A 24,671-nucleotide genomic window follows, 5' to 3' on the forward strand; every position below is an offset into this window, starting at 1 on the left:
GAGGGACGCCCGGGGGAGCCGCCCACGGGAGCCGCCTTCGGGAAAGCCGCCCCCCGGGAGCCGTCACGGGAGCCGTCAGGGTGTCCCCACGCGGCGCAGTTCCAGCAGCTCGCTGCGGTAGTCGGGGCCGTTGGGGAGCCAGGACGGCAGGATGAGCCCGTGGGCCGTCAGCGTGCGGCCGTGCCAGCGGGAGCCCACCGGTGCGGTCGTCGCCGCCTCGCTCGTCACGACCTCGTAGACGGCCTCGGGGTCGAGCCCGGCCAGGCGCAGCCGCCTCGGTGGCCGCCCGTCCAGCGTGAACGGGTTGTAGGCGAGCACCACGACCCGGTCGTCCAGGACGTACTGCACGGCCGAGGCGGTCAGGCCGGGCGTGCCCGCCAGGCGGTACAGGCGGCCGTGCTGCACGACCGGGCGGATCGCCTTGTAGGCCGCGACCAGGCCGGCGGCCTCGGCCAGCTCCTCGGCGCTCCACGCCGTCAGGTTCCCGCCGATGCCCAGGATCCCGGCCATCGCGACGTGGAAGCGGTAGCGCAGCGGCACCCGCCTGCGGGTGTGCGGGTTGGGGCTGTCGGTCACCCAGGCCGACATCGTCCCGGCCGGGTACAGGTACGAGAAGCCGTGCTGGATGGTCTGCCGGTCGCGGGCGTCGGTGTTGTCGGAGGTCCACACCAGGTCGGTGCGGCGCAGCACGGCCAGGTCGACCCGGCCGCCGCCCCCCGAGCACGACTCGATCCGCAGGCCGGGACGGCGCCGGCGCAGCTCGTCCATGACGGCGTGGACGCCGTCGGTGTGCTCGATCCAGAGCATGTCCGCGCGCTCCCCGGCCTCGGGCCAGCCCGCCTGGCTGAAGCTGCGGTTCATGTCCCACTTCAGGTAGGCCAGGTGGTACTCGCCCACCAGGCCGTCGAGCCAGCCGATCGCCCACTCGCGCACGTCGGTACGGGCGAAGTTGAGCACGAGCTGGTTGCGCATGGTGTCGCGGCGCCGCCCGGGGTGGTGCAGGACCCAGTCCGGGCGGGCGCGGTACAGGTCGCTGTCGGGGTTGACCATCTCCGGCTCGACCCAGAGCCCGGGGACCATGCCGAGGGCGCGGACCCCGTCGAAGAGGCGGGTGAGCCCGTCGGGGAAGCGGCCGGGGCTGGGCCACCAGTCCCCGAGGCCGCGCGAGTCGCGGTCGCGGGTGCCGAACCAGCCGTCGTCCACCACGAACAGCTCGGCGCCCAGTCCGGCGGCCCTGGCGGCCAGTTCGAGCTGACCCGCCTCGGAGACGTCGAAGCCGGTGGCCTCCCAGGAGTTGTAGAGGACCGGCCGCTCCTCGTCCGGCGCGGGCAGGACGTGGCCGCGGGTGTAGGCGTGCCAGGCCCGGCTCGCGGCACCGTACCCTCCGTCGGCGTACAGGCCGAGCGCGGACGGGGTGCGCAGGCGCTCGCCCGGCGCCAGGTGCGCGTGCGGCCCGTCGTGGCCGGAACCGCAGGTCACCGCGACGTCGCCCTCGGACCGGTGCTGCGCGGTGAGCCGCCAGGAGCCGCTCCAGGCCAGCGCCACGGTCCACACCTCGCCGCTCTCCTCGGTGGCGTCCCCGGCGTCGATCATGATCCACGGGTTGGCGCGGTGGCCGGTGGTGCCGGTCCTGCTGGTGAACGTCGTCTCCCCGACCGGCAGCCCGGTCCGCTGGAGCTGCGTCTCGCGTCCCCACGCCCCGAAGACCCCGGTACAGCGGTGGGCGGGCCGCTCGGGAAGGACCCAGCTGCCGGAGTCGAGCCTGCCGAACCGCACCGGGGCCGCGCCCTCGTTGGCCACCGTGACCCACCGCTCGACGACGTCGGTGTCCTCGGCGCAGCGCACGTGCAGGCCCACCCGCAGGCCGTACGCCTCGTCGCGCAGGACCAGCTCGATCTCGCCGGGCCCCGTGACGGCCTCCACGTAGGACAGCTCGACCGAACGCACCCCGCCCTCGTAGACGGCCTGCAGCGACGGCACCCCCCAGCGCCGCCCGCCGTCCACCGGCAGCAGCTCGTCGACGTCGCGCGGGTCGAGGAACCCCGTCTCCTGGCGCGGGATCGGGAACCGCGCGGCCTCGGCCAGTGCCGCCTCGGGCAGCCTCGGCCCCCAGTACCACTGCACGACGCGGACGTCGGTGCCGGCGTCGGCGCCGGTCTCCACGCCGAACAGGTACGTGGAGGCCGGGGTGACGGCCGCCCAGGTGCGTTCGGCCACCGGGGTGATGGGCATGCTCTGCTCCGCTCGTGAGGGGCCACCGCCGGCACCGGCGGGACGGCGGGACGCCGAGGAGGTCCTGGCCAGACACTAACGGGCCGGGAACGCGGTGGCCGGCGGCCGGGCGGTCAGGACGGCGGGGTCCCCTCGCGGCCCTCGCGGGAACCCGCGTACGCCCGCCGCCGGAACCGCGCCAGCCATCCGGGCATGCGGAGCTCGGGATGGGCGTTCAGGACCGGGTCGAAGGAGACGTCCGGCAGCGGGGGCCCGCCGTCGACCGTCAGCGTCGCCAGGGTCCACGGCCGCCCGCGCGAGGGCAGGGCCCGCAGGTGGAAGGTGAGGCGGCCACCGCTCAGCCGGGCGAGGTCCGGCGGCACCGGCGGGCCCGACGGGTCGGCCACCAGGCGGAGCCTTCCCTTGCGGTGCACGTAGGAGACGAGGGTGGAGTACCGCCCGGCCGTGAAACCGCCGCGCGGGAAGGGCAGCCGGTCCAGCGGCGGGAGCGGGGCGCAGGTGGACAGCAGCAGGTCGAGGTCGCGGCCGGGCCCGGCGCCGTCCGGGACGCGTACGGCCAGGCCGAGCACGTCGGGCAGGGCCCCCGGCGTCGAGGTCGACTTGGACAGGCGGACGGTGACCTCCGTCCGCCCCGGCCGGTCCAGGACGCCGATGCCCAGGGGCCTGGACGTCTCCGTCCCGACGGTCAGGACCCCGCTCAGGGTGACGCCCCCGGGGTGCAGCGCCCTTCGTCCCCGGCGCGCCCTGGCGACCGTGCGGGCGAGACGGTGGGTCACGCTGTCACCGTGCCTGAGCACGGCCGAGTTCGGTGATGACATCCGGGATCCGTGCCCGCCGGCGTGGCCGTGACACCTTCGGCCCCGGGCCGTCTCCCACGGGCCCGGCCGGGGCCCGGCTTCCCTCGTCCAAGCCGGGACCCGGCCGCTCAACCGGTGGCGAGCCGCTCGGCTTCGTGGTGCAGCACCTCGACCAGGATCAGTTCCAGACGAAGGTCCGGATCCGCGAGGATGTCCGACGGTGTCATCACATACCTCCAGCCTCGCAGGTGGGGACGCTCCGCCGGGCCGTGCGGTTACCCGTCATAGCGGGCCGGTATGAAGACGCCCGCCACCGCCCCGCCATCGCCCCGCCATCGCCCCGTCACCGCCCCGCCACCGCTCCGCCATCGCCCGGCCACCGCTCCGGCCCGCCCCACCGGCCCGCAGGCTCCAGGCGCGTCAGTTCGTGCCCGGCTCCGCCCAGAAGAGCGTCCCGGAACCGCTCAGCTCGATCGGCCCGTACGAGGCGGGCACGAACACCGACTCGCCGGGACGCAGGGTGTGCCCGCCGCCCTCGACCTCGCCGGCGGTGCAGAGCAGGATGCGCGGCGGCCCGCCCCGCAGGACGAGGCCGGGGCCGGGCACGGCCGTGCCGAGCCGGAACTCGGGCGCGGGGGTGCGGTAGAGGCCGTCCTGCGGCTCGATCCGCAGCGCCGGGACCGAGGGGTCGGTGACCCGCAGCAGTTCCTCCACGTCCATCGGCTTGCCGGTCAGCCCGGCGCGCAGCACGTTGTCCGAGCCGCCCATGATCTCCACGCCGAAGCCGCTGAGGTAGCAGTGCAGGACCCCCGCGCCGAGGAAGATCGCCTCACCCGGCCGCAGGTCGTGGCGCCGCAGGAACAGCGGTGCCAGGCAGGCCGGGTCCTCGGGATGGATCCCGGCCAGCCGGACGACCAGCTCGTGGTCGGGGCCGCCGTCGGCCGACGCGGCCCGCGCGATCGCGTCCAGCAGCTCGGCCCGGCCCTCCTTGGGCCACTCCACCAGCGCGCGCAGCGCGGCGGAGGTGTCCCCGGCCGCCAGCGGGGCGACGATCGGCTCCAGCGCCGGCAGGCCCAGCCCGCCGATGAGCGCGGCGGCCTCCCCGGGCGGCCGGAACCCGGCCAGCGCGGTGAACGGGGTCAGCGCGCAGATCAGTTCCGGCTTGGGGAACGGGTCGACGTAGGTGCCCCGGGCGAAGCCCTCCTCGGCCTGCTCCCGCGAGGGGTGCACCTGCAGCGACAGCGGCAGGTCCACCGCGATCAGCTTCAGCAGGTACGGCAGCCGGGAGCCGAACCGCTCGACGGTCTCCGGGCCCAGCTCGGCCACCGGGTCGGCGGCGACCGCGTCGGCGAGGGAGTGCCAGGTCCCGTCCCGCAGCACCGACGAGGACCCCGACGGGTGGGTGCCGAACCACATCTCCGCCTCGGGCCGCTCGGCCGGGGACGGCCGCCCGGTCAGCGTGGCGATGGCCGTGTGCGATCCCCAGTCGTAGTTCTTCACCGGGTTGCGCAGGAGGCCGATCGTGCCGGCCGTCGCGCGGGCGGCGGGGGTACGGGAGTCGTTCATGATCGTCTTGTGTCCCTGGGTCCGTGAGGGGAGGCCGAATGAGTAGCGCAGAACGCCGATGCTACGCGCCTCGCCTGCCCGGTTCCCCGGCGACCGCGATAGGGGGGCACGGGCGTCCCACCCCTGCCGTAGGTCCGAGATGAGGGGTTTTCAGGTGATACGGGGTCCTGGAGACTCCGCTGGGAAAGGGCCCTGACGCGTCCATGGCCTCACCGTTCCCGCCCCTGGCACGCCGTTTCGCGCGAGGGGCCACCCCGGAAGGAGACAGTGAGATGAGCATGCGCCCGCTCGGAATCGACGGTGCGTGGGTGTTCGAGCCGAAGGTGTACCCCGACGACCGGGGCAGCTTCCACGAGTGGTTCCGCGAGGGGGACCTGAGGGAGGCCGCCGGTCAGGGGATGTCCCTGGCGCAGGCGAACTGCTCGATCTCGCGGCGGGGCACCCTGCGCGGCGTCCACTTCGCCGACGTCCCGCCGAGCCAGGCCAAGTACGTCACGTGCGTCCGGGGCGAGGTCTTCGACGTGGTCGTCGACATCCGGGTGGGATCGCCCACCTTCGGGCGGTGGGAGGCGGTGCTCCTGGACGACGAGGAGCACCGCGCCGTCTACATCTCCGAGGGGCTCGGGCACGCCTTCATGGCGCTGTCCGACGACGCCACCGTGGTGTACCTCTGCTCCGAGGGGTACGCGCCCGGACGCGAGCACGGGATCGACCCGATGGACGCGGAGCTGGGGATCGAGTGGCCCGCGGGGGTGAGGCCCCTGCTGTCGCCCAAGGACGCCTCGGCCCCGACGCTCGCCGAGGCCCGCCGTTCGGGCCTGCTCCCGCGCTACGAGGAGTGCGACCTGCTGTACGCCAAGCTGCGCAGCTGAGACCGCACGCCCACCGGGCCCGCCCGTACACCGGAGCGGGCCCGTCGCCCGTGCATCGGACCGGGCGGGCCCGGACCGGATCGGGGCCGGGCCGTGGAGCGGATCCGTCCGTCGTCCTCGCCGCGCCGTCCCGCGCACCGGGCGGTGCGGGGCGGCGCGGACGGCACGGACGGCACGGACGGCACGGCGGCGGGGTCAGACGGCCCGCACACCCGCCTTGAGCGGCTCCCACCAGGCGCGGTTGTCCCGGTACCAGTCCACGGTCTCGGCCAGGCCGGTGGTGAAGTCCTTCGCCGGCCGGTAGCCGAGCTCTTTCTCGATCTTGCTCCAGTCGACCGAGTAGCGACGGTCGTGGCCCTTGCGGTCCTCCACGTAGGCGATGCTGCTCTCGTCCGCGCCCAGCGCCTCCAGCAGCAGGTCGGTGAGCTCCCTGTTGCTCAGCTCGGTGCCGCCGCCGATGTTGTAGACCTCGCCGGGACGGCCCGAGGTGCGGACCAGCTCGATGCCCCGGACGTGGTCGTCCACGTGCAGCCAGTCGCGCACGTTGAGGCCGTCGCCGTACAGCGGGACCTTCAGCCCGTCGAGCAGGTTGGTGATGAACAGCGGGATGACCTTCTCAGGGAAGTGGTGGGGCCCGTAGTTGTTGGAGCAGCGGGTCACCCGCACGTCCAGCCCGTGGGTGCGGTGGTAGGAGAGCGCCAGCAGGTCACCGGCCGCCTTGGAGGCCGCGTAGGGGGAGTTGGGGCTCAGCGGGTCGGTCTCCGGCCAGGACCCCTCCGCGATCGACCCGTACACCTCGTCGGTGGAGACGTACACGAACGTCGCCTCCCGGCGCAGCGCGGCGTCCAGCAGCGTCTGGGTCCCCACCACGTTGGTCCGCACGAACGCGTCGGCGCCGAGGATCGACCGGTCGACGTGGGACTCGGCGGCGAAGTGCACCACCTGGTCGTGCGCGGCGACGAGCTCGCCGACGAGCCCGGCGTCGCAGACGTCGCCCTGGACGAAGGCGAAACGATCGCTGTCGCGGACCGTGTCGAGGTTGGTGGGATTGCCGGCATAGGTGAGCTTGTCCAGAACCGTGATTGTTTCCGGGCCGTCCGTGCCGAGAAGGGTACGAACGTAGTGGGAGCCGATGAATCCGGCGCCCCCGGTGACGAGAATTCTCATCGGAGATGCACCTCGCTGTGATCGCTGACGGGAGACCTGGTTCCGGGACCGTAGGCGCCGCGGGGGCGACGCCCCTCTGTTCATGCGCGGGCGCCCGAATTACGGCACGTGTCCCGGAACGGCTTTCAGCCGCGTTTCATCGTCACGGAATTCACGGGCCGCGCCTTCGACTGTAGGGCGCGGGATGCGGGGTGAGAAGCCCTGACCGGGGAAAAACAAATCACCGGCCGGAAATAGGGGGGCGAGGGGAGAGGGTAGGGGGTTGATGCCCTCTAAGACCCGTGTGAGTCTTCCTCTACCGGCCGGATTCCCGTCTGATCGACCTTCACCGGCCGGATTCGTCATGAAGGGCTTTTCCATGAAAGGCATTATTCTCGCAGGCGGTCACGGCACGAGGTTATATCCTCTGACTCTCGCCGTATCGAAACAGCTGCTGCCGGTGAATGACAAACCGATGATCTATTATCCGTTGTCGGCGCTCATGCTCGCCGGCATCCGGGAGATCCTCGTCATTTCCACCCCGGGGGACCTGCCGCAACTGGCCCGTCTGCTGCGCGACGGCTCGCACCTCGGGCTCGACATCAGCTACGCCCAGCAGGACGAGCCCAAGGGCCTGGCCGACGCCTTCGTCATCGGCGCCGACCACATCGGCCAGGACCCGGTGGCGCTGGTGCTCGGCGACAACATCTTCCACGGCAACTCCTTCTTCGACATCCTGCAGACGGAGACCGCGAACGTGGACGGCTGCGTGCTGTTCGGCTACCCGGTCAGCGACCCCGAGCGGTACGGCATCGGTGAGACCGACGCCGAGGGACGGCTCGTCTCGATCGAGGAGAAGCCCGCCAGGCCCCGCTCCAACAGGGCGATCGTCGGCCTCTACCTCTACGACAACGACGTGATCGACATCGCCAAGAACCTGCGGCCCTCCGCGCGGGGCGAGCTGGAGATCACCGACGTCAACCTCACCTACCTGGAACAGGGCAGGGCGCGCCTGCGCGACCTGGGCAGGGGGTTCGCCTGGATCGACGCGGGCACGCCGGAGTCGATCGTGCAGGCCACCCAGTACGTGCAGGCGCTGGAGAACCGGCAGGGCGTGCGCATCGCCTGTGTCGAGGAGATCGCGCTGCGCATGGGGTTCATCGACGCCGAGGCCTGCGACCGGCTGGGGGCCGAGCTCTCCGCCTCGGCGTACGGCCGCTACGTGCGCCTCGTCGCCGCAGAGTTCCGCTGAGCCGGGCCTTCGCGCCCGGACGGCGCGGAAGGGATCCGCGCCGGGCCGGCGGGCCACGCCGGCCGAACACACCGACCGGGAGGTATTCCAGGTGAGCGTCTCTCTCGAACAGGGCGGGCAGGAAGGCGGGACGGACGTCCGCGTCCACGCCGCGGCCGTCGTGCCGCCGCCCGCGGGCGCGTACGTCGACATCACGCTCGAAGGCGGGCCCGCCGACATCCCGCGGACCGTGCGCGTCGACGACGCGACGGCCGCCTACGGCAAGATAAAGGTCCCGTGGGGGAACGGCTACGAGCACTTCGAGCGGCCCGTCGCGCCCCCCGCCGTCGCGCTGTCCCCCGTGCCCCCCGTGCCCCCCGTGTCCCCGATGTCCCCCGTCTCCGACGTCCCGGGTCCGGTGGTCTTCCGCTGGACGACCCGGACGAGAATCGCCGAGTAGCGCGGCCGTGGACCTCGCCGGCGCTCCCCGCCCGGACCGCGGGCCGTCCGGGGACGACCTTCCCGGACGGCCCGCGGCGGACGGCGTTCCGGCGGGATGGCTACGTCGTCAGGCCGCGCGCCGTGTCCGGCTCGGCCTGCTTCGCCCCGTTCACCGGCCCGGTCCCGCCGGCCTGCCTCGCCCCGTCCACCTGCTTCGTCCCGTCCACCCGTCCGGTCTCTCCCGCCGGTCCGGCCCCGCGCGACGGTCCCCTGTCCGTGCCCTCGATCAGCACGGCGAGACCGTCGAGAAGGTGCCGCAGGCTGAACTCGAACCACTTGTCGATGTCGATCGCGTCGCCCTGTTCCGCGTACAGCCTGGACAGCATGGGGAACTGCCCGGACTCCAGGATCTCCAGGAGCATCGGCGTCTTGGACGCACGCCACTGCCTGGTGGTGACGCCGGTGCGCCGCTCGGTCTCGAACTCGTTCACCAGCAGCAGCGCCGCCCCCTGCACCTGGGCGCTGACCATGATGGCGACCCAGTGCATCGTCGTGGGATCCAGGCCGAGCCCGTCCATGGCGCGCATCGCCCACTCCACGTCGGCCAGCACGTTCGGCCCGATCGGGGGCTGGGGGGTGGCGATGACCCGCAGCGCCCACGGATGCCGGGAGTACATCCCCCACTCCCGCCTGGCCGCGACCTCCAGCCGGGTGCGCCAGTTCCCCGGCAGGGTGGTGGGATAGGAGCTCTCCCCGAACACCGCGTCCACCATCAGCTCGACGAGCGCGTCCTTGCCCGACACGTAGCGGTACAGCGACATCGTGCCGGCCCCCAGCTCGGCCGCCACGCGGCGCATGGACAGCGCGTCCAGCCCCTCGCTGTCGGCGATCTGGATCGCGGTGCGCACGATCCGCTCCGTGCTCAGACCGGCCGGTGGCTCGTGGTGTTCCCCCACCTCCTCCCGGGCGCGGGGCGGCGGATGCTCGCCGACGGCCCCGCTCCTGTCCCACACGGCGGGAGAGGTGGCCCGCAGGGTGGGCGCCGCGGCCCGCTCCGCGCTCCGGGCCCGATAGGCCCGCGCCTGACAGGCGCGGGAGCAGTACCGCGGGCGTCTTCCCCGAGGTGGAGCCTGCAGTGGCTTCCCGCACTGTGCGCACGTCAACATGTGGTCCCCGTCCGGTTGCGGCATACCCATGGTGTGTGACGAAACTCTAACACATCGATTCTGTGACGTAATAAGCCTTCCCGGTGTGACGTTTCACGGTGGGACGTCCCTCCCATGAAGCAAGATTGTTACTCTTATACCGTTTGACCTGCAAATCGGAACGGGATCCGGCCGACAGAGGATTAGTCGTTGCATACGTCCGAAGAATGTGCGTACGATGTATGCGCCGATTCGACGTACAAAGTACCCGAGGAGTTGTGGCCGTGACACAGGGCGTAACCAGAGCCGGGCGGAAGGAGTGGCTCGGGCTCGCGGTGCTGGTCCTTCCCGTCCTGCTCATCTCCGTGACCGTGACCGTGCTGTACTTCGCGCTCCCCTTCCTGAGCGCGGACCTCGCGCCGACCGGTCCCCAGCTGCTGTGGATCGTCGACATCTACGCCTTCCTGCTGGCCGGCCTGCTGATCACGATGGGCGCGCTGGGGGACAGGATCGGCCGCAGGAAACTGCTGCTGCTCGGCGCGACCGCGTTCGGCATCACCTCCGTCGTCGCGGCCTACGCGCCCAACGCCGACCTGCTCATCGCGGCCCGTGCCCTGCAGGGCGCGGCGGCGGCGAGCCTGATGCCCCCCACCCTGGCGCTGATCCGCAACATGTTCCACGACGCGGGGCAGCGCAGGATGGCCATCGCCCTGTGGGCCGCGGGCTTCGCCGGGGGCAGCGTGCTGGGGCCGATCATCGGCGGCTGGCTGCTGGAGCGGTTCTGGTGGGGCTCGGTGTTCATGATCAATGTCCCGGTCATGGTCCTGCTGCTGATCCTGGGGCCGCTCCTGCTCCCCGAGTACCGCGATCCCGCCCCGGGGCCGTTCGACATCTTCAGCGCCGTGCTGTCGCTGGCGGCCGTGCTGCCGGTGGTCTACGGCGTCAAGCAGTTCGCCGCCGACGACTTCAGCGCCCAGGCGCTGCTCAGCGTCGCGGCCGGCGTGCTCGTCGGCATCGCGTTCCTGCGCAGGCAGCGCAGGCTGCCGCACCCGATGCTGGACCTGCGGCTGTTCTCCAACCGGGGCTTCACCATGTCCCTGGTCACGAGCACACTCGCGATCTTCGCCCTGGTGGGACTGTTCTACTTCATCGCGCAGTACCTGCAGATGGTGCTGGGGCTGCGGCCGTTCACCGCGGGACTGCTGACCCTGCCCGCGGCCGGCAGCGCCCTCGTCGGCTCCATGCTGGCCGCCGTGATCGCCCAGCGGGTACGCCCCGGGTACATCATGGGCGGCGGCATGATGCTCGCCGCCTGGGGGTTCGCGGTGATGAGCCAGATCGACGTCTCCTCCGAGCGGTGGTTCCTCATCGTCGGCCTGATCCTGCTGGGATCGGGGATCGGAGCGGTGCAGGCGGTCGCCTCCGACGTGATCGTCGCGCTCGCCCCGCCCGAGCGGGCCGGTTCGGCGTCCGCGGTGATGGAGGCCTCCACCGAGCTGGGCGGCGCGCTCGGCATCGCCATCCTGGGCAGCATAGGACTGGCCGTCTACAGCGAGCAGTTCGTCGAGGCCGGTGGCGCCGCCGGCCTGCCGCCCGAGCAGGCCCTGGTGGCGCGCGAGACCCTGGGCGGCGCGATAGGGGTGGCCGAGCGGCTGCCCGACCAGGCCGCGACGGTCCTGCTCGACGTCGCCCGGACGGCCTTCACCAGCGGCATGCAGGTGGCCGCCATCCTGGGAGCCGCCATCATGGCGCTGACGGCGGTCCTGGCCACGATCCTTCTCCGAGAGGTACGGATGGACGCCACCCCGGTGGACAGCCGTATCGAGTGAACCGGCTCGCCGTCCCCCGCCCCGGCGCCCCTCCGGCGGAGGCGGACGGCACCGGTTCCCGCGCGGGTCCCGGTCCCCGGCCACGCCCCCGAACCGGCGGGCCGGGACCCGTCCCGCCGCGGACCAGCCCGGGACGGAGACCACCCGGGACGAAGACCGTCCGGGACGAAGACCGTCCGGGACGAAGACCGCCCGGGACGAAGATCTGGAAGGACGGAGACCCCGGAGGCGGGCCCCGTCACAGGACGGGACCCGCCGGACCGTCGAAGGACGGAACCCACCGGGCCGGGCCCTCGCCGCCCGGCGGTGGGATGAGAAGGTGCGACGGGGGCGCGACGCCGGTGTCGCGCCGGCTCACATCATCTGGGAGAACTGCGCGGGCAGGTCCCTGCGGCCCTTGACGTTGAGCTTGCGGTAGATGCGCGTCAGGTGCTGCTCCACCGTGCTGACGGTGATGTAGATCTTCCTGGAGATCTCACGGTTGGTGTATCCCAGCGCGGCCAGCGACGCGACGCGCTGCTCGGCGTCGCTGAGCACGTTCATGCTCTCCCCGGCGCCGTTCTCGTAACCGTCGGTGCTGTGCCGTACGGCCTGCCGCAGCGGCTCGGCCCGGCACTCGCCGGCCACGCTGTCGGCGCGGTAGCCGATCATCCGCGCCTTGTTGGGCTCGCCCAGCTCGTTGAGGGTGTGGGTGAGGTCGACCAGCGCGTAGGCCATCTCCAGGCGGTCGCCCGCGGTCTGCAGCATGTCGATCGCCTCCCGCAGCAGGGGGGCGCGCTGCCGCAGGTCGCTGGTCGCGGCGAGCAGGCGGCGGGAGATGCCCCTGGCACGGAGCGAGTCGCCGCCGGGCAGCTCGTAGGGCTCCTCCAGCAGTGCCCGCGCCTGGTCCTGCTGGTCCATCTGCAGCAGGGCGGCGGCGGCGCCGTGCCGCCACGGCACCAGGGTGGGGGTGTCCAGCCCCCAGGCCCGCATCAGCCGCCCGCAGGTGGAGAAGTCGCTCAGCGCGGCGTGCGAGTGGCTGGTCGCCAGGTGGTAGTGGGCGCGCGCCTGCAGGTAGTAGAGCCCGAACCGGGTCTGCAGGATGCCGTCGGGGATGGGCTGCCTGAGCAGGTGCGCGGCCACCTCGTACTTGCCCATCTCGGTGGTGGCGCGGATCAGCACGGCCAGCGGCAGGCCGATGAGGACCCCGAGGCTGCGCGGGGGCAGGATGTCCAGCGCCCCGCGCGCGTACTCCTCGGCGGTCACCAGGTCGCCCTGGCGCAGGGCGATCACCGCGCGCAGCGAGGCGAGCGTCGCGCGCCAGGTCGGAGCGCGGCGCTGTACGGCCTCGGAGTACATCACGTCGCACCACGGCGCGGCCAGGTCGGCGCGGTCGGAGTAGACCAGGGCGAAGAGCGCCGACTCCACGGTCTCCAGGTTCGCGTCGTCCAGCGAGACGGAGTGCAGGACGCGCTCGGCGGTCCTGAGCGTGTCCGCGTCCGGGCCGTCCCGCAGGACGCCCGTCAGCAGCGTCGCCGCCTGCGCGTGCGGGCCGCTGCCGGCCGCCGTCCACGCCGTCGCCCCGGCGGCCGGAGCGGTGACGGCGACGGCGCGGGCCCGGGAGAGCACCGGCGGATGGGTGCACGACAACCGGTGGCGGACGATGTCGAGCCAGGCCGCCTCCTCGTCGGCGCCCGGCTCGGTGGCCAGCGCGTCCAGCCGTTCGAGCACCCGCGCGGCCTCGTCGTGCTGCCCGTTCCACAGCAGGAACCTCAGCAGCGTGTCCAGCTCCTGGAAGGAGAGCGCGTCCCCGCGGGCGGCCACGACGAGCCGGTCGACGTTCCGGCTGGCCGAGGCCGGGTTGATGCGCCACTCGGCGCGGGCGAGCGCCGTCGTGATCAGCGTGCGGTGCGGGTCGTCGCCGCACAGCTCCAGGGCGAGCTTCAGGCACCGGACCGCGAACTCGTGCCGGTCGTCGGTGAGCGCCTGCTCCGCGGCCTCGCGCAGCTCGGCCAGCGCCCAGGGTTCCCGGAACCGGGCGGAGCCCAGCAGGTGCTCGGCGACCACCGTGGCCGCCGCCCCCTCGGCGTGCAGAAGCCGCGCGGCACGACGGTGCATGTCCTGGCGCGCGTGCGGTTCGAGGTCGTCGAGCACGGCCGCCCGGGCGGTGGGATGTCGGAAACGCAGCTCGTCGACGATGCCGATGACCTCAAGACGATTCAGTGTCTGTTTCACATTCGACGCCGGCATGTCGAGCAATTCGGCCAGAAGGGACGGCAGTGCGAAATCTCCCAGGACGGCCAGCCCCTGGGCGACCGTCAGCATGGCCGGGTCACTGCGATAGAGAAGTGCGCGCACCGACCGGGAGAAAGCCTCCGAGACGACGAGCTCGCCCGCCTGGCCGCCCGCGTTCCCGGTGTCCTCCATCAATGCCCTGACCAGTAACGGGTTGCCCCCGCTGACCCCGTGAAAGGCCGGGCCGAATCTTACCGAGGCGGCATCCCCCATCAATTCGCGGGTCATCTTCATGACGCCCTGGTAAGAGAAGGGCAACAATGCGATCCGCTCGTAGTGAGGATGGCGCATGAGATCGACCTCAATATGCGAATCCATGTCCTGTGAGCCTTCCGTGGCGGTCAGGACGATGAGAACGTTGGCACTCTTGAGGCGGTGGACGAAGTTCAACAGGAGCTGCCACGACATGGAATCGGCATATTCGATGTCGTCCACGGTGATGAGGACCGTATTGGTCTTGGAAAGCTCCAGGACAATGGACCACAGACCCTGGGTGGCACGCAGCCGGTCGGACTCCCGCGGCCTTTCCGAGGGCGACCTCGACTCCGGCGCCGCGTCCTCGATCAGCCGTGCCGCCCGCGAGGAGTGGTCGATGGGCAGCGCCGCGCTGTGGAAGAGCTGGCTCACCACCCCGAACGGCACGTCCTGATCCGTCCGCGAGCAGGTCGCGCTCAACCAGATGGCCCCCGATTCCACGGCGCGCCGGCTGAAGGCGTACACCAGTTCGGTCTTGCCCGTCGCGGTGGGCCCGGTGATCGTCGCGACGCGGCCACGGCAGTGCGCACACTCCGTGAGTAGGTCGATGAGAAACGTGATTTCCTTGTCCCGCTCGATTAATATCATCGGGCTCCCCGTTCACCCCGGTGTCCCTAGATGAAAACAGACGATGGAACGATAACATCCGGCGTATAAAAGGCGGGACCTCGGCGGAACCCACCATCGCGTACCGACGGCGCCGAGTGCCACTCTTTTTTGGAGAAGTGCCGGATACGGGAAGGCGACAGTTCCTGATTTCATCACGCTGGGACGCGCAATTTCATCATCACCCCGCCCCCGGTTTCATCACGACGTTGTGTATATGAAGCCGGGAGTTACCGTCGTCTACCCAGCGGGATCATCCACGGATGGCGAGAAAAATGCAAACCCCCTATTTACCCTTATACGGGGATCTGATTTAGGGGGGACGCCGGGGTCGCCGGAGTGGATCGTCGCAGGTGGCTTTGGATATCATGACCCAGATGGAGACCTGATTCGCCGCAACGTGATCATCGCATCACTTTTGGTAGTGAATACCGGTCGGCGGGTAGAACGTGATATCGCTCACAGGTTCTTCGCGCATTCATCGGGGAACCGGCCCGTCGCGCCGTGCGCCGTGGTCCTCCGGCCGGAGGGGCGGCGGCACGGGCCGATCGTTTACGGACGGCGAGACCAAATGAAACGGATGTCATGAAAGAGATCGTGGGCGTCGACGACACCTGGATCCGGCGTTTTCATCTCGGCTCGCGCCAGAAGCCGGCCGAGCCGGCCGGGGCGGCCGGGGCGGCCGGGGCGGCCGGGGCGGCCGGGGCGTCGGTCTCGCTGGTCTGTTTTCCGCACGCCGGGGGTGCCGCGGGCTTCTACCTGCCAGTGGCCCGCGTGGCACCGCCCGGGGTCGAGGTGCTCGCCGTGCAGTATCCCGGCAGGCAGGACCGGCGGGCCGAGAAGTGCGTCGACGACGTCGAGGAGCTGGCCGACCGGATCGCCGAGGCGCTGCGTCCCGGGACCGGCCGCCCGATGGCCCTTTTCGGGCACAGCATGGGCGCCCTGGTGGCCTTCGAGGTGGCCCGCAGGCTGGAGGGACAGGGCACCGTGCCCGTGGGGCTGTTCGCCTCCGGGCGCCGCGCCCCGTCGGTCCACCGCGAGGACCGAATGCACCTGCGGCCGGACGAGAGCCTCCTGGCCGAGCTGCGTGGCCTGGGCGGCACGGCGGCGAGGGTGCTCGGTGACGACGAGTTCATGCGGGCGGTGCTGCCCATGGTGCGCAGCGACTACCGGGCCGTCGAGACCTACCGTCACCGGCCGGGCCCGAAGCTGTCGTGCCCGATCACGGCCCTGTCGGGCACGGACGACCCCAAGGCCCGGCCGGGCGACGTGAGGTTGTGGCGCGAGCACACCGAGGCGGAGTTCGAGATGCGGCTCTTCCCCGGCGGCCATTTCTACCTCGTCGACCACGTCGAGGAGATCGTCGGCATCGTCGGGGACCGCATCGCGTCGGCCCTGACCGGCGCGGGCCGAGGCTCCGGGAACGGTTCCTGAGCGCGTTCCCCCGCACGCCGCCCCGCGTACCGCGTCCCGTGTGGAAAAGCGACGTCCGTCATTCCGTACAGCGTCGTCCCCGTGACGAAACACCGGCCGGGCGCGTCGTAAAGATCACGGCTCGCGTCGAAACCTCCGGTGCCCTGCCGCGCCGGGACCGGCGCGGGGACGGCCCGGCATCCGGTTGTGCAGACCACATAGGGACATGTGCGGATATATACGTAGACGCGAGAACGGCGCCGGAGCGGGTCCGGCGCCGTTCTGGGAGGGGTCACGGGCGCGTCGTGCGACACCCCCGGCCACGCGTGTCGCTACGGGTAGACGTGGAACCCGCGGCCGGTCTTCTTGCCGAGCAGGCCACCCTCGACCATCCGTAGCAGCATCGGCGGCGGCGAGTACTGCGGGTCCTTGAACTCCTCGTACAGCGCGTCGGCGATCGAGGCCACCGTGTCCAGCCCGATCAGGTCGGCGAGCTTCAGCGGGCCCATCGGGTGCGAGCAGCCGAGCACCATCCCCTTGTCGATGACGTCGGCGGTCGCGAAGCCCGTCTCCACCATCCGGACGGCCGCCAGCAGGTAGGGGATGAGCAGGGCGTTGACCACGAAACCCGCCCGGTCGGGGGAGCGGATCACCTGCTTGCCGAGCGTCCCGACGACGAACGCCTCGGCCCGCGCGCGGGTCTCCTCCTCGGTGAGCAGCGACCCGATCAGCTCCACCAGTGGCAGCACCGGGACGGGGTTGAAGAAGTGCACGCCGATGACCTGGCCGGGCCGGTCGGTCGCCCTGGCCATCCTGATGATCGGGATGGAGGACGTGTTCGACGCCAGGATCGCGCCGGGATCCTCCACGATCTTGTCCAGCGCGCCGAACAGGTCGAGCTTGATCGACTCGCTCTCCGGGGCCGTCTCGAAGACGATCTGCCGGTCGCCCAGGTCGTTGAGGTCGGTGGTGAAGGTGACCCGCTCCACCGCCTCGCTCCGCTCGGCCTCGGTGATCGTCGCCTTGCGCAGGCCGCGGTCCAGGGAGCTCAGCAGCCGCTGCCGCCCCCGGGCCATGGAGGCGCCGCTGGAGACCACCACCCGCACGTCGAGCCCGGCGCGGGCGCAGACGTCGGCGATGCCCGAGCCCATGACCCCGCAGCCGACGATGCCGACCCTGTCGATGCCCGCGGTCCTGTCGATGCCGTTCGCGTCGCTCATGCCGTCTCCCCGGACGTCCCCGCCGACCAGCGCAGCAGGCTCAGGCCCATCGACATGCCGCCGCCGAAACCGGCGAGCAGCACCAGGTCACCGTCGGCGATCATGCCCGACCGGGCGGCGTCGTCGAGGGCCACCGGCACCGACGCGCTGCCCATGTTCCCGTAACGCTCCACCGTGCTCGGCGAGCGCGCGCCGGTCAGCCCCGACCTGCGGGTCAGCTCGTCCAGCAGCACCCCGTTGGCCTGGTGCGGTACGAAGACGTCGATGTCGTCCAGCCGGTGCCCGGCGCCGTGCACCAGGTCCTCCAGCGCGGGCGGTACGTTCTCCATCACGAAGTTCCTCACTCCGCGGCCGTCCATCCTGAAGTAGTGGTCGCCGGCCGCGACGGTCTCGTGGGAGGCCGGGAGCCTGCTGCCCCCGGCCCTGACGCTGATGAGCCCGCTCGCCTCGCCGCGGCTGGACAGGTCGCTGGCGATGATCCCGTACGGCTCGGGCACCATGCCGACGAGGGCGGCGCCTGCGCCGTCCCCGAACAGCACCGCGGTGCGGCGGTCGGTGGCGTCGAGGATGCGCGAGTAGACGTCCGCGCCCACCACGAGCGCGTAGGTCTCCGGCCGGAGCGTGACCAGGGCCCTGGCCAGGTCCAGGGCGTAGACGAAGCCGCTGCACACGACGTTGACGTCGAAGCAGGCGGCGCCGTACGCGCCGATCGCGTCCTGCACCAGGTAGGAGGTGGGCGGCTGGGGGTGGTCACCGGTCGAGGTGGCCACGATGACGTACCCGATGCGGTCGACGCCGACGCCGGATCCCTCGATCGCGTTCAGCGCGGCCAGGGCCGCCAGGTCGGAGGTCGCCTCGTCCGGTGCGGCGTTCCGGCGGAAGGAGATCCGGGTCTTGCCCAGGATCCATTCGGGGGTGACGCCGGCAGGACCCGCCACCCGCTCGTTGCCGACCTCCTCCTTGGGCACGTACGAGCCGGTCGACAGGATTCCGGCGGTTCGCCTGGTCACGGCCGCCTACACCCTTCCGGCCAGGAGCGCCTCGGGGCGGACCGCGGCCTCGGTGCCCGGCATGACGCGGAGCGGGTTCAGCCGGTGCTCGCCGATCCTGGCGCGCAGCCCGGGGTCGGTGACGCCCAGCCCCGGCTCGGGGGCCATGCACAGCACGCCCACCTTGCCCAGGTGGGCGTTGGTCTGCACCAGCCGGGTGGCCTCGCCCACGTCGTCGAGCGAGTACACCGTCGACAGGGTCGGCATCAACCTGCCCAGCTCGAACAGCCGCAGGCACTCCCAGAGCTCCTGCAGGTTGGCGGCGTGGCTGCCGATGATGCGCTTGAGGTTCATCCACAGGTAGCGGTTGTCGTAGTGGTGCTGGTAGCCGGTGCTGGAGCCGCAGGTGACGACCACGCCGCCGCGCCGGGCCAGGAAGACCGAGATCCCGAACGTGGCCCTGCCGATGTAGTCGAAGACGATGTGCGGGTCGCCGCCCGCCCGCTCCCGGATGATCTTCCCGAGGCGCCTGCCCAGCTCGATCGTCCGCTCCGGCCCAGGGGGCTCGTCGCCGCCCATGCCGATCTCACTGCGGTCGATGACGATGTCGCACCCCAGCCGTTCCAGGGCCGCGGCCTTGGCCGCGGAGCCGACCACCCCGACCGGGATGCCGCCGCCGTTCTTCACCATCTGCACGGCGTACGCGCCCAGCCCGCCGGTCGCGCCCCAGATGAGGACGATGTCGCCCTGCTTCATGTCCGCGCCCTGGCGGCTGACCAGCATGCGGTAGGCCGTGCCCGCGCACAGCGTGATGGAGGCGGCCTCCTCCCAGGTCAGGTGGGCGGGCTTGCGGACCAGCTGGCTCGCGCGGACCACCGTGTAGTGGGCCAGCCCGCCGAAGTTCGTCTCGAACCCCCACACGCGCTGGTCGGCGCCGAGCATGCCGTCGCCGTGGGTGGCCGGCTCCTGGTCGTCGACCTGGACCGGGCTCATCACCACGTGGTCGCCCACCTGCCAGCGGCGCACGCCGCCGCCGACCCGGACGATCACCCCGGCGCCGTCGGAGCCCAGGACGTGGTAGGGCAGGTCGTGCCGGGCGGCGAACCCGCCGGTGGCGCCGAACCGCTTGAGGAAGCTGAACGTCGGCAGCGGCTCGAAGATCGCCGACCAGACGGTGTTGTAGTTGACGGAGCTGGCCATCACCGCGACCAGGACCTCGTCCGGAGCCAGCTCGGGCATGGGCACCCGGCCGACGCGCAGCGACTTGCGCACGTCCTTGTCGTCGGTGCCGCCGAACATGTCGACGTCCTCGACCCGCAGGTGGGCGGCGACGTACTCCTGCGGCAGCGCGGTCCGCGCGAGCTCGGCCGAGGTCGCCCCGCCCAGCAGGGCGTCGGCCATCGGGTCCGCGGGGAGGGGCGCCGGGTTCGCCCGGCGGTGGAAGGGCATGACGGGGGAAACGGCGTTCATCGGAATCCACCGGCTCCTTTCGGTGTGGTGGGCTTGCCTGCGGTGACGGCCGCCGGAGGGCGGGCCCGCCGCGGAGGTGAGGCGGTCCGTTCGGACCCGGGACGGGCCGGCGGGAGGATGCGCGGGGTCGGGGAGCCGGGGACGGCTCACGTGCTGCGGGTCAGAGGGGGATGTTGCCGTGCTCACCGCGCCCGGCCGGGGCGGCGGCGAGGGCCTCGGCGATCCTGCGGCGGGTGTGCGCCGGCTCGATCACCTCGTCCACCACGCCGATGGACATGGCGCGGGCCACGCCCCCGGCGGTGCGGACGTGCTCGTCGACGAGGCGGAGCCGCAGCGCCTCGCGCTCGTCGTCGGCGGCCGCGGCCAGCCGCCTGCGGTGCAGCACGCCGACCGCGGCCTCCGCGCTCATCACCGCGACCTTCGCCTCCGGCCAGGCGAACACCGCGCTGGCGCCCAGCGACCGGGAGTTCATCGCGATGTACGCGCCGCCGTAGGACTGGCGGGTGACCAGGGTCACCCTGGGGACGACGGCCTCGGCGAAGGCGTGCAGGAGCTTGGCCCCGCGCCGGATCACCCCGCCCCACTCCTGCCCGACCCCGGGCAGGTAGCCGGGCACGTCGACGATCACCACCAGCGGCACCCCGAACGCGTCGCACATGCGCACGAACCTGGAGGCCTTCTCCGCGCTCAGCGAGTCGAGGCAGCCGCCCTTGCGCAGCGGGTTGTTGGCGACCACGCCCACCGACGCCCCGGCCAGCCGGCCCAGGCCGACGACCACGTTGGCCGCCCAGCGCGGCTGCATCTCCACGAAGGGCGCGCCGGCGTCGAGGATCTCCAGCACCAGCGGGTGCACGTCGTAGGCCCGGCGGGGGTTGTCCGGCAGCAGCGCCCTCAGGTCCGCGCCGTCGGGGACCGACCCGGGGTCGACCGAGCCCCGGCGGGCCAGGAGCTCGGTCGTCCAGCGGGCCCGCAGGTAGGCCTCGTCCTCGGTCCCGGCCACCACGTGCGCCACGCCCGACGTGCGGCCGTGCGCCACGGGCCCGCCCAGGGACTCCATGTCGATCTGCTCGCCGGTGACGGCGCGCACCACGTCGGGGCCGGTCACGAACATCCGGCCGGCCTCCGACATGATCACCACGTTGGTCAGCGCGGGCCCGTAGGCGGCGGCGCCCGCCGCGGGCCCCAGGACGACCGAGATCTGCGGCACCCTGCCCGACGCCCTGGTCATCGCGGCGAACACCCGGCCGACACCGTCCATCGACTCGACGCCGTCGGCGAGCCTGGCGCCACCGGAGTGCCACAGGCCGATCACCGGCACCCCCTCGGCCAGGGCGGTGTCGACGGCGTCCACGATCCTGAGGCTGCCCGCGGCGCCCATCGCCCCGCCCATGTTCGTGGCGTCGGTGCAGTAGGCGATCACGTCGATGCCCGCGACACGGCCCCGTACGGCCGACACGCCGCTGGTGTCCTCCTCGTGCAACGGGAGCAGGGAGCCGGCGTCGAGCAGCCGCGCCAGCCGGACGGCCGGCGCGCGCTGGTCGAGCTCGGGCTCCTGCCGGGTGCCCGGATATCCGACGGTCAACGCGATCATCCATTCTCGGCGAAAGTCGATACGGTGAAGGGCGGGTTTCCTTGCACGTGGGACACCCCCGTTGAAATCGGGTACGGGCTCGATCCGCCGCCGGCGGCCGAAGAATGTTCACGACCACGGGAACATGAATCCGCCGTGTTCTATCCGGCCCGTGCACGAAACGCTATATGCACGCCACGTGGGCACCAACCCTTATCGCACCCCTAGAGGAAGGCCCCCTCGAAAGGCCGTGCCGGGCCCTGCGCGCGCCACCGCGTCCGCGCGGCCGTCCGGTCCCGCGTCCGCGCCGGGGAGGACGCCGGCCGGACGCCTCACGGAGCCCGCGCCCGGCCCCGCGCCCGGCGCCACCGGATGCCCGGCGTCGCCCGGCCCCAGCTCGCCGGGGGGTCCGACGCCGGTGGCGCGGGGCCCGACGGGCGCGGACGGCGTGGCCGGAGCGGCCCGCGCCACGATCGTTAAGGGGCGGGTAGGGGTTGTCCGGCACCGCGCCGCTGACGACCATGAACGGTATCGGTGGAGAACGGCGCCGGGCACGCAAGGCCGGGCGCGGAACCGGGTCGGCGGGCCCCGAACGGACGCCCGCGCCTTCACCGGAGGCATGCGGGAAAAGCCGGAGAACGTCCGGGAAAAGCGCTTCCGCCGACGGCGGTGGCATTTTCACGAACGTTCTCGTGAATCGTCGGACCCTCATTGTCTCCGGCCGGGCGTCGTTTCCCCGTGTGCTTTCCGGCGGTGATCGGGGAACCCCGGCGCCGCCGTTCGGCACGGGGTCGTCCGGTGCGTCCCGCGACGGTCCCGCCGCCCGGCCCTCCGGCGCGTCCCCTTCCCGGGCGCGTGGCCACCGGCCCCGCGTCACGCCGGCGCGGGTTCGGGGAACTCGCGCGGTCGCCGGCACACGGCGGCTCCTTAGAAAGGTTTCGAACATGAAGATCCACCAGCTCGAGGTGGAGGACTCGTTCCTGATCACCCCCGAGGTCTTCGCGGACCGGCGGGGGACGTTCCTGGAGATGTTCAACCAGCCCGCGTTCCGCGAGGCGATCGGCCACCCCCTCTCGGTCGCCCAGGTCAACTGCTCGGTCTCCCGGCGCGGGACGATCCGCGGCGTGCACGCGACCGCCCTTCCCGGGCAGGCCCGCTACGTGGCCTGCGCCCAGGGCGCCATCGTCGACATCGTGGTGGACATCCGGGTCGGCTCGCCCACCTACGGCCGTCATGTCGCGGTCCAGCTCAGCGCCGACAACCGGCACGCCCTCTACCTGGCCGAGGGCCTGGCGCACGGCTTCGCCCCGCTGACCGAGCACGCCACCGTCGTCTACCTGTGCTCCAGCAACTGGTCGCCCGGCACGGAGATCCAGATCGACCCGCTGGACGCGGAGCTGGCGCTGCCCTGGCCGCGCGAGCACGAGCTGCTGCTGTCGGACAAGGACCGCGACGCCCCCTCGCTGCGCGAGTGCGCCGAACGCGGCCTGCTGCCGGCCTACGCCGACTGCAAGGCCCGCTACGCCGAGCTCAACGACTACGCCCTGACCTGATGACGTCCCCGCGGAACACCTGGAGCCAACGATGATCCCCTTGTTCGGTGTGGCGATGTCGCCGGCCGCCCCCGCCGCGGCCGCCGAGGTCCTGGGCAGCGGCCGGATCGGCCAGGGCGCCAAGGTCGACGAGTTCGAGGCGGCCCTGGCCGCCAGGATCGGCAACCCCCGGGTCGCCACCCTCAACAGCGCCACCGCCGGTCTGCAGCTGGCCCTGCACCTGGTCGCCGGGGGCACCGGCGACGACGGCGACGACGGCGAGGTGCTGTCCACGCCGCTGACCATGGAGGCCACCAACTGGGCGATCCTCGCCAACCGGCTGCGCATCCGCTGGGTCGACATCGACCCGGCCACCCTCAACGTCGACCTGGACGACCTCGCCCGCAAGATCTCACCCCGGACGCGCGCCGTCATGGTGGTGCACTTCGCCGGCTACGCGGTCGACCTCGACCGGCTCGGCCAGATCCTCGACGAGGCCGAGGCCAGGTTCGGGTTCCGCCCCGTGGTGATCGAGGACTCCGCGCACGCCTGGGGCGCCACCTACCGGGGCAGGCCGCTGGGCACCCACGGCAACGTCTCGGTCTTCAGCTTCCAGGCCATCAAGCACCTGACCTCCGGGGACGGCGGGGCGATCGTGCTGCCCACCGACGAGCTGTACCGGCGGGCCCGGCTGCTGCGCTGGTTCGGCATCGACCGCACCGCCGACCGGCTGCGCAACCCCCCGGACGTGCCCGAGTGGGGCTTCAAGTTCCACATGAACGACATCAACGCCGCGGTCGGCCTGGCCAACCTGGCCGGCGTCGACGAGGTCCTGGCCAGGCACCGCGACAACGCCGCCTTCTACGACCGCGAGCTCGCCGGCACCCCCGGCCTGGAGCTGACCGAGCGGGCCGGGGACCGGGAGTCCTCCTTCTGGATCTACCCCATGAAGGTGGAGGACCGGGAGTCGTTCATGAAGCGCATGGACGACGCCGGGATCATGGTCAGCAACGTGCACGAGCGCAACGACCTGCACACCTGCGTGCGCGAGTACGCCGCGCTCCTTCCCAACCTGGAGAGGGTCGCCCCGCAGATCGTGTGCGTGCCCGTGGGTTCGTGGGTGACCGACGAGCAGCGCGAGCACATCGCCGCCTCCATCAAGAAGGGCTGGTGAGGACTCCCCATGCCCGTCGCGCCCAGCGCCAAGGGGACCGTGCCGTTCGGTGAGCACCGGACCTGGTACCGGGTGACCGGCACCCCCGGCTCCGGCCTGCCCACGCTGGTCGCGGTGCACGGCGGTCCCGGCAGCACCCACGACTACCTGGTGGGCCTGGCCGTGCTCGCCGAGGCCGGCTGGCCCGTCGTCCACTACGACCAGCTCGGCAACGGCGGCTCCACCCACCTGCCGGACGCGGACCCGGGCTTCTGGACGCCCGCCCTCTTCCTCGACGAGCTGGACAACCTGCTGCGGCACCTGGGCGTGGACGACGACTACGTCCTGTTCGGCCAGTCGTGGGGCGGGCTGCTGGTCGCCGAGCACGCCTCGCGCGGGCCGGCCGGGCTGCGCGGCCTGGTGGTCGCCAACGCCCCGGCGTCGTACCCGCTCTGGCTGAGCGAGATGCGGGTGCTGCGCGAGCGGCTGCCCCCCGGCGTGGACGACACGCTGCGCGCGCACGAGGAGGCCGGCACGACGGACTCCCAGGAGTACTTCGACGCCATGATGGTCTTCTACAACAGGCACGTCTGCACGCTGCAGCCGTGGCCGCGCGAGTTCCTCGCCACGTTCATGGAGATCTACAACGACCCCACCGTCTACTACGCGATGAACGGGCCGAGCGAGTTCCACGTGATCGGCTCGCTGCGCGACTGGGGGGTGATCGACGGCCTTCCCGACATCGACGTGCCCACGCTGGTCATCTCCGGGCGCCACGACGAGGCCACCCCCGCCACGGTACGGCCCTACGTCGACCTCATCCCCGACGTCCGCTGGGAGATCTTCGAGAACTCCAGCCACACGCCGCACCTGGAGGAGCCCGAGCGCTTCATCGCGGTCATGACCGAGTTCCTCAAGAGTTTGGAATAG

General features: G+C 72.0%; 18 protein-coding genes. 8 read left to right on the plus strand and 10 right to left on the minus strand.

Features of this window, described 5'->3' with window-relative positions; translation table 11 throughout:
- Window positions 1-75 precede the first annotated feature (75 nt).
- The 3 genes from ACIBCT_RS38065 to manA form a co-directional block, all read right to left on the minus strand.
- Window positions 76-2,232 carry an alpha-galactosidase gene (locus ACIBCT_RS38065; RefSeq protein WP_399196877.1) on the minus strand — a complete coding sequence of 719 codons (2,157 nt, stop codon included), beginning with the start codon at window positions 2,230-2,232 and terminating at the stop codon, window positions 76-78.
- Window positions 2,233-2,345: 113 nt separating this feature from the next.
- On the minus strand, window positions 2,346-3,050 hold the full coding sequence (locus ACIBCT_RS38070; RefSeq protein ID WP_399196878.1) for a hypothetical protein: 705 nt from the start codon (window positions 3,048-3,050) through the stop codon (window positions 2,346-2,348).
- 399 nt (window positions 3,051-3,449) lie between these two features.
- Entirely contained in the window at window positions 3,450-4,595 is a 1,146-nt protein-coding gene (gene manA / locus ACIBCT_RS38075; RefSeq protein ID WP_399196879.1) for a mannose-6-phosphate isomerase, class I, read from the minus strand.
- 272 nt (window positions 4,596-4,867) lie between these two features.
- Here manA and rfbC (ACIBCT_RS38080) point away from each other — a divergent pair, with 272 nt between their 5' ends.
- On the plus strand, window positions 4,868-5,467 hold the full coding sequence (rfbC, locus tag ACIBCT_RS38080) for a dTDP-4-dehydrorhamnose 3,5-epimerase (RefSeq protein ID WP_399196881.1): 600 nt from the start codon (window positions 4,868-4,870) through the stop codon (window positions 5,465-5,467).
- 195 nt (window positions 5,468-5,662) lie between these two features.
- Here the strand turns inward: rfbC (ACIBCT_RS38080) and rfbB are convergent, their stop codons facing one another.
- The gene (gene rfbB / locus ACIBCT_RS38085; protein ID WP_399196882.1) at window positions 5,663-6,634 is read right to left on the minus strand and encodes a dTDP-glucose 4,6-dehydratase; all 972 of its coding nucleotides are present in this window, start codon (window positions 6,632-6,634) and stop codon (window positions 5,663-5,665) included.
- Window positions 6,635-6,992: 358 nt separating this feature from the next.
- On the opposite strand from rfbB, the gene rfbA reads away from it, so the two are divergent.
- Together rfbA and ACIBCT_RS38095 are read left to right on the plus strand one after the other, a co-directional pair.
- Window positions 6,993-7,865 (plus strand): glucose-1-phosphate thymidylyltransferase RfbA, encoded by an 873-nt coding sequence (gene rfbA, locus ACIBCT_RS38090; protein ID WP_399196901.1) that lies wholly within the window; start codon window positions 6,993-6,995, stop codon window positions 7,863-7,865.
- A gap of 91 nt (window positions 7,866-7,956) precedes the next feature.
- Window positions 7,957-8,304 carry a DUF5988 family protein gene (locus ACIBCT_RS38095; RefSeq protein WP_399196883.1) on the plus strand — a complete coding sequence of 116 codons (348 nt, stop codon included), beginning with the start codon at window positions 7,957-7,959 and terminating at the stop codon, window positions 8,302-8,304.
- Between the two features lie 100 nt (window positions 8,305-8,404).
- Here ACIBCT_RS38095 and ACIBCT_RS38100 read toward each other — a convergent pair whose 3' ends face one another.
- Window positions 8,405-9,193, minus strand: a complete 789-nt coding sequence (locus tag ACIBCT_RS38100) for a TetR/AcrR family transcriptional regulator (RefSeq protein WP_399196884.1) — start codon at window positions 9,191-9,193, stop codon at window positions 8,405-8,407.
- 521 nt (window positions 9,194-9,714) lie between these two features.
- Here ACIBCT_RS38100 and ACIBCT_RS38105 point away from each other — a divergent pair.
- Window positions 9,715-11,259 (plus strand): MFS transporter, encoded by a 1,545-nt coding sequence (locus tag ACIBCT_RS38105; protein WP_399196885.1) that lies wholly within the window; start codon window positions 9,715-9,717, stop codon window positions 11,257-11,259.
- A 354-nt stretch (window positions 11,260-11,613) separates the two neighbouring features.
- Here the strand turns inward: ACIBCT_RS38105 and ACIBCT_RS38110 are convergent, their stop codons facing one another.
- Complete coding sequence (locus ACIBCT_RS38110) at window positions 11,614-14,376, minus strand: AAA family ATPase (RefSeq protein WP_399196886.1); 2,763 nt, start codon at window positions 14,374-14,376, stop codon at window positions 11,614-11,616.
- Window positions 14,377-14,979: 603 nt separating this feature from the next.
- Between ACIBCT_RS38110 and ACIBCT_RS38115 the strand changes: the two genes are divergently transcribed.
- Entirely contained in the window at window positions 14,980-15,828 is an 849-nt protein-coding gene (locus ACIBCT_RS38115) for a thioesterase II family protein (protein WP_399196887.1), read from the plus strand.
- Window positions 15,829-16,139: 311 nt separating this feature from the next.
- On the opposite strand, the gene ACIBCT_RS38120 is transcribed toward ACIBCT_RS38115, so the two are convergent.
- The 4 genes from ACIBCT_RS38120 to ACIBCT_RS38135 form a co-directional block, all read right to left on the minus strand.
- Window positions 16,140-17,027, minus strand: a complete 888-nt coding sequence (locus tag ACIBCT_RS38120; protein ID WP_344903816.1) for a 3-hydroxybutyryl-CoA dehydrogenase — start codon at window positions 17,025-17,027, stop codon at window positions 16,140-16,142.
- Complete coding sequence (locus tag ACIBCT_RS38125) at window positions 17,024-18,037, minus strand: 3-oxoacyl-ACP synthase III family protein (RefSeq protein ID WP_399196888.1); 1,014 nt, start codon at window positions 18,035-18,037, stop codon at window positions 17,024-17,026. The genes ACIBCT_RS38120 and ACIBCT_RS38125 overlap by 4 nt, the downstream gene beginning before the upstream one ends.
- Window positions 18,038-18,043: 6 nt before the next feature.
- Complete coding sequence (gene ccrA, locus ACIBCT_RS38130; RefSeq protein WP_399196902.1) at window positions 18,044-19,417, minus strand: crotonyl-CoA carboxylase/reductase; 1,374 nt, start codon at window positions 19,415-19,417, stop codon at window positions 18,044-18,046.
- Window positions 19,418-19,646: 229 nt separating this feature from the next.
- Entirely contained in the window at window positions 19,647-21,068 is a 1,422-nt protein-coding gene (locus ACIBCT_RS38135) for an acyl-CoA carboxylase subunit beta (RefSeq protein WP_399196889.1), read from the minus strand.
- Between the two features lie 932 nt (window positions 21,069-22,000).
- On the opposite strand from ACIBCT_RS38135, the gene rfbC (ACIBCT_RS38140) reads away from it, so the two are divergent.
- Genes rfbC (ACIBCT_RS38140) through ACIBCT_RS38150 form a run of 3 tightly spaced genes read left to right on the plus strand, consistent with a single transcriptional unit; the run spans window position 22,001 to window position 24,671 of the window.
- Window positions 22,001-22,609, plus strand: coding sequence for a dTDP-4-dehydrorhamnose 3,5-epimerase (gene rfbC / locus ACIBCT_RS38140; RefSeq protein WP_399196890.1), 609 nt, complete (start codon window positions 22,001-22,003; stop codon window positions 22,607-22,609).
- A 31-nt stretch (window positions 22,610-22,640) separates the two neighbouring features.
- A complete protein-coding gene (locus ACIBCT_RS38145; protein WP_399196891.1) occupies window positions 22,641-23,762 on the plus strand; it encodes a DegT/DnrJ/EryC1/StrS family aminotransferase in 1,122 nt (373 codons plus the stop codon).
- A gap of 9 nt (window positions 23,763-23,771) precedes the next feature.
- Complete coding sequence (locus ACIBCT_RS38150) at window positions 23,772-24,671, plus strand: proline iminopeptidase-family hydrolase (protein ID WP_399196892.1); 900 nt, start codon at window positions 23,772-23,774, stop codon at window positions 24,669-24,671.

The sequence above is a fragment of the Streptosporangium sp. NPDC050855 genome (assembly GCF_044456585.1).
GTDB lineage: Bacteria > Actinomycetota > Actinomycetes > Streptosporangiales > Streptosporangiaceae > Streptosporangium > Streptosporangium longisporum.

Coding starts and splice junctions, on each gene's coding strand:
- rfbC (WP_399196890.1), top strand. CDS start 22,001: ATGAAGATCCACCAGCTCGAGGTGGAGGACTCGTTCCTGATCACCCCC.
- ACIBCT_RS38065 (WP_399196877.1), bottom strand. CDS start 2,232: ATGCCCATCACCCCGGTGGCCGAACGCACCTGGGCGGCCGTCACCCCG.
- ACIBCT_RS38150 (WP_399196892.1), top strand. CDS start 23,772: ATGCCCGTCGCGCCCAGCGCCAAGGGGACCGTGCCGTTCGGTGAGCAC.
- manA (WP_399196879.1), bottom strand. CDS start 4,595: ATGAACGACTCCCGTACCCCCGCCGCCCGCGCGACGGCCGGCACGATC.
- ACIBCT_RS38110 (WP_399196886.1), bottom strand. CDS start 14,376: ATGATATTAATCGAGCGGGACAAGGAAATCACGTTTCTCATCGACCTA.
- ccrA (WP_399196902.1), bottom strand. CDS start 19,417: ATGGCCGACGCCCTGCTGGGCGGGGCGACCTCGGCCGAGCTCGCGCGG.
- ACIBCT_RS38070 (WP_399196878.1), bottom strand. CDS start 3,050: ATGTCATCACCGAACTCGGCCGTGCTCAGGCACGGTGACAGCGTGACC.
- ACIBCT_RS38120 (WP_344903816.1), bottom strand. CDS start 17,027: ATGAGCGACGCGAACGGCATCGACAGGACCGCGGGCATCGACAGGGTC.
- rfbC (WP_399196881.1), top strand. CDS start 4,868: ATGAGCATGCGCCCGCTCGGAATCGACGGTGCGTGGGTGTTCGAGCCG.
- ACIBCT_RS38145 (WP_399196891.1), top strand. CDS start 22,641: ATGATCCCCTTGTTCGGTGTGGCGATGTCGCCGGCCGCCCCCGCCGCG.
- rfbA (WP_399196901.1), top strand. CDS start 6,993: ATGAAAGGCATTATTCTCGCAGGCGGTCACGGCACGAGGTTATATCCT.
- rfbB (WP_399196882.1), bottom strand. CDS start 6,634: ATGAGAATTCTCGTCACCGGGGGCGCCGGATTCATCGGCTCCCACTAC.
- ACIBCT_RS38115 (WP_399196887.1), top strand. CDS start 14,980: ATGAAAGAGATCGTGGGCGTCGACGACACCTGGATCCGGCGTTTTCAT.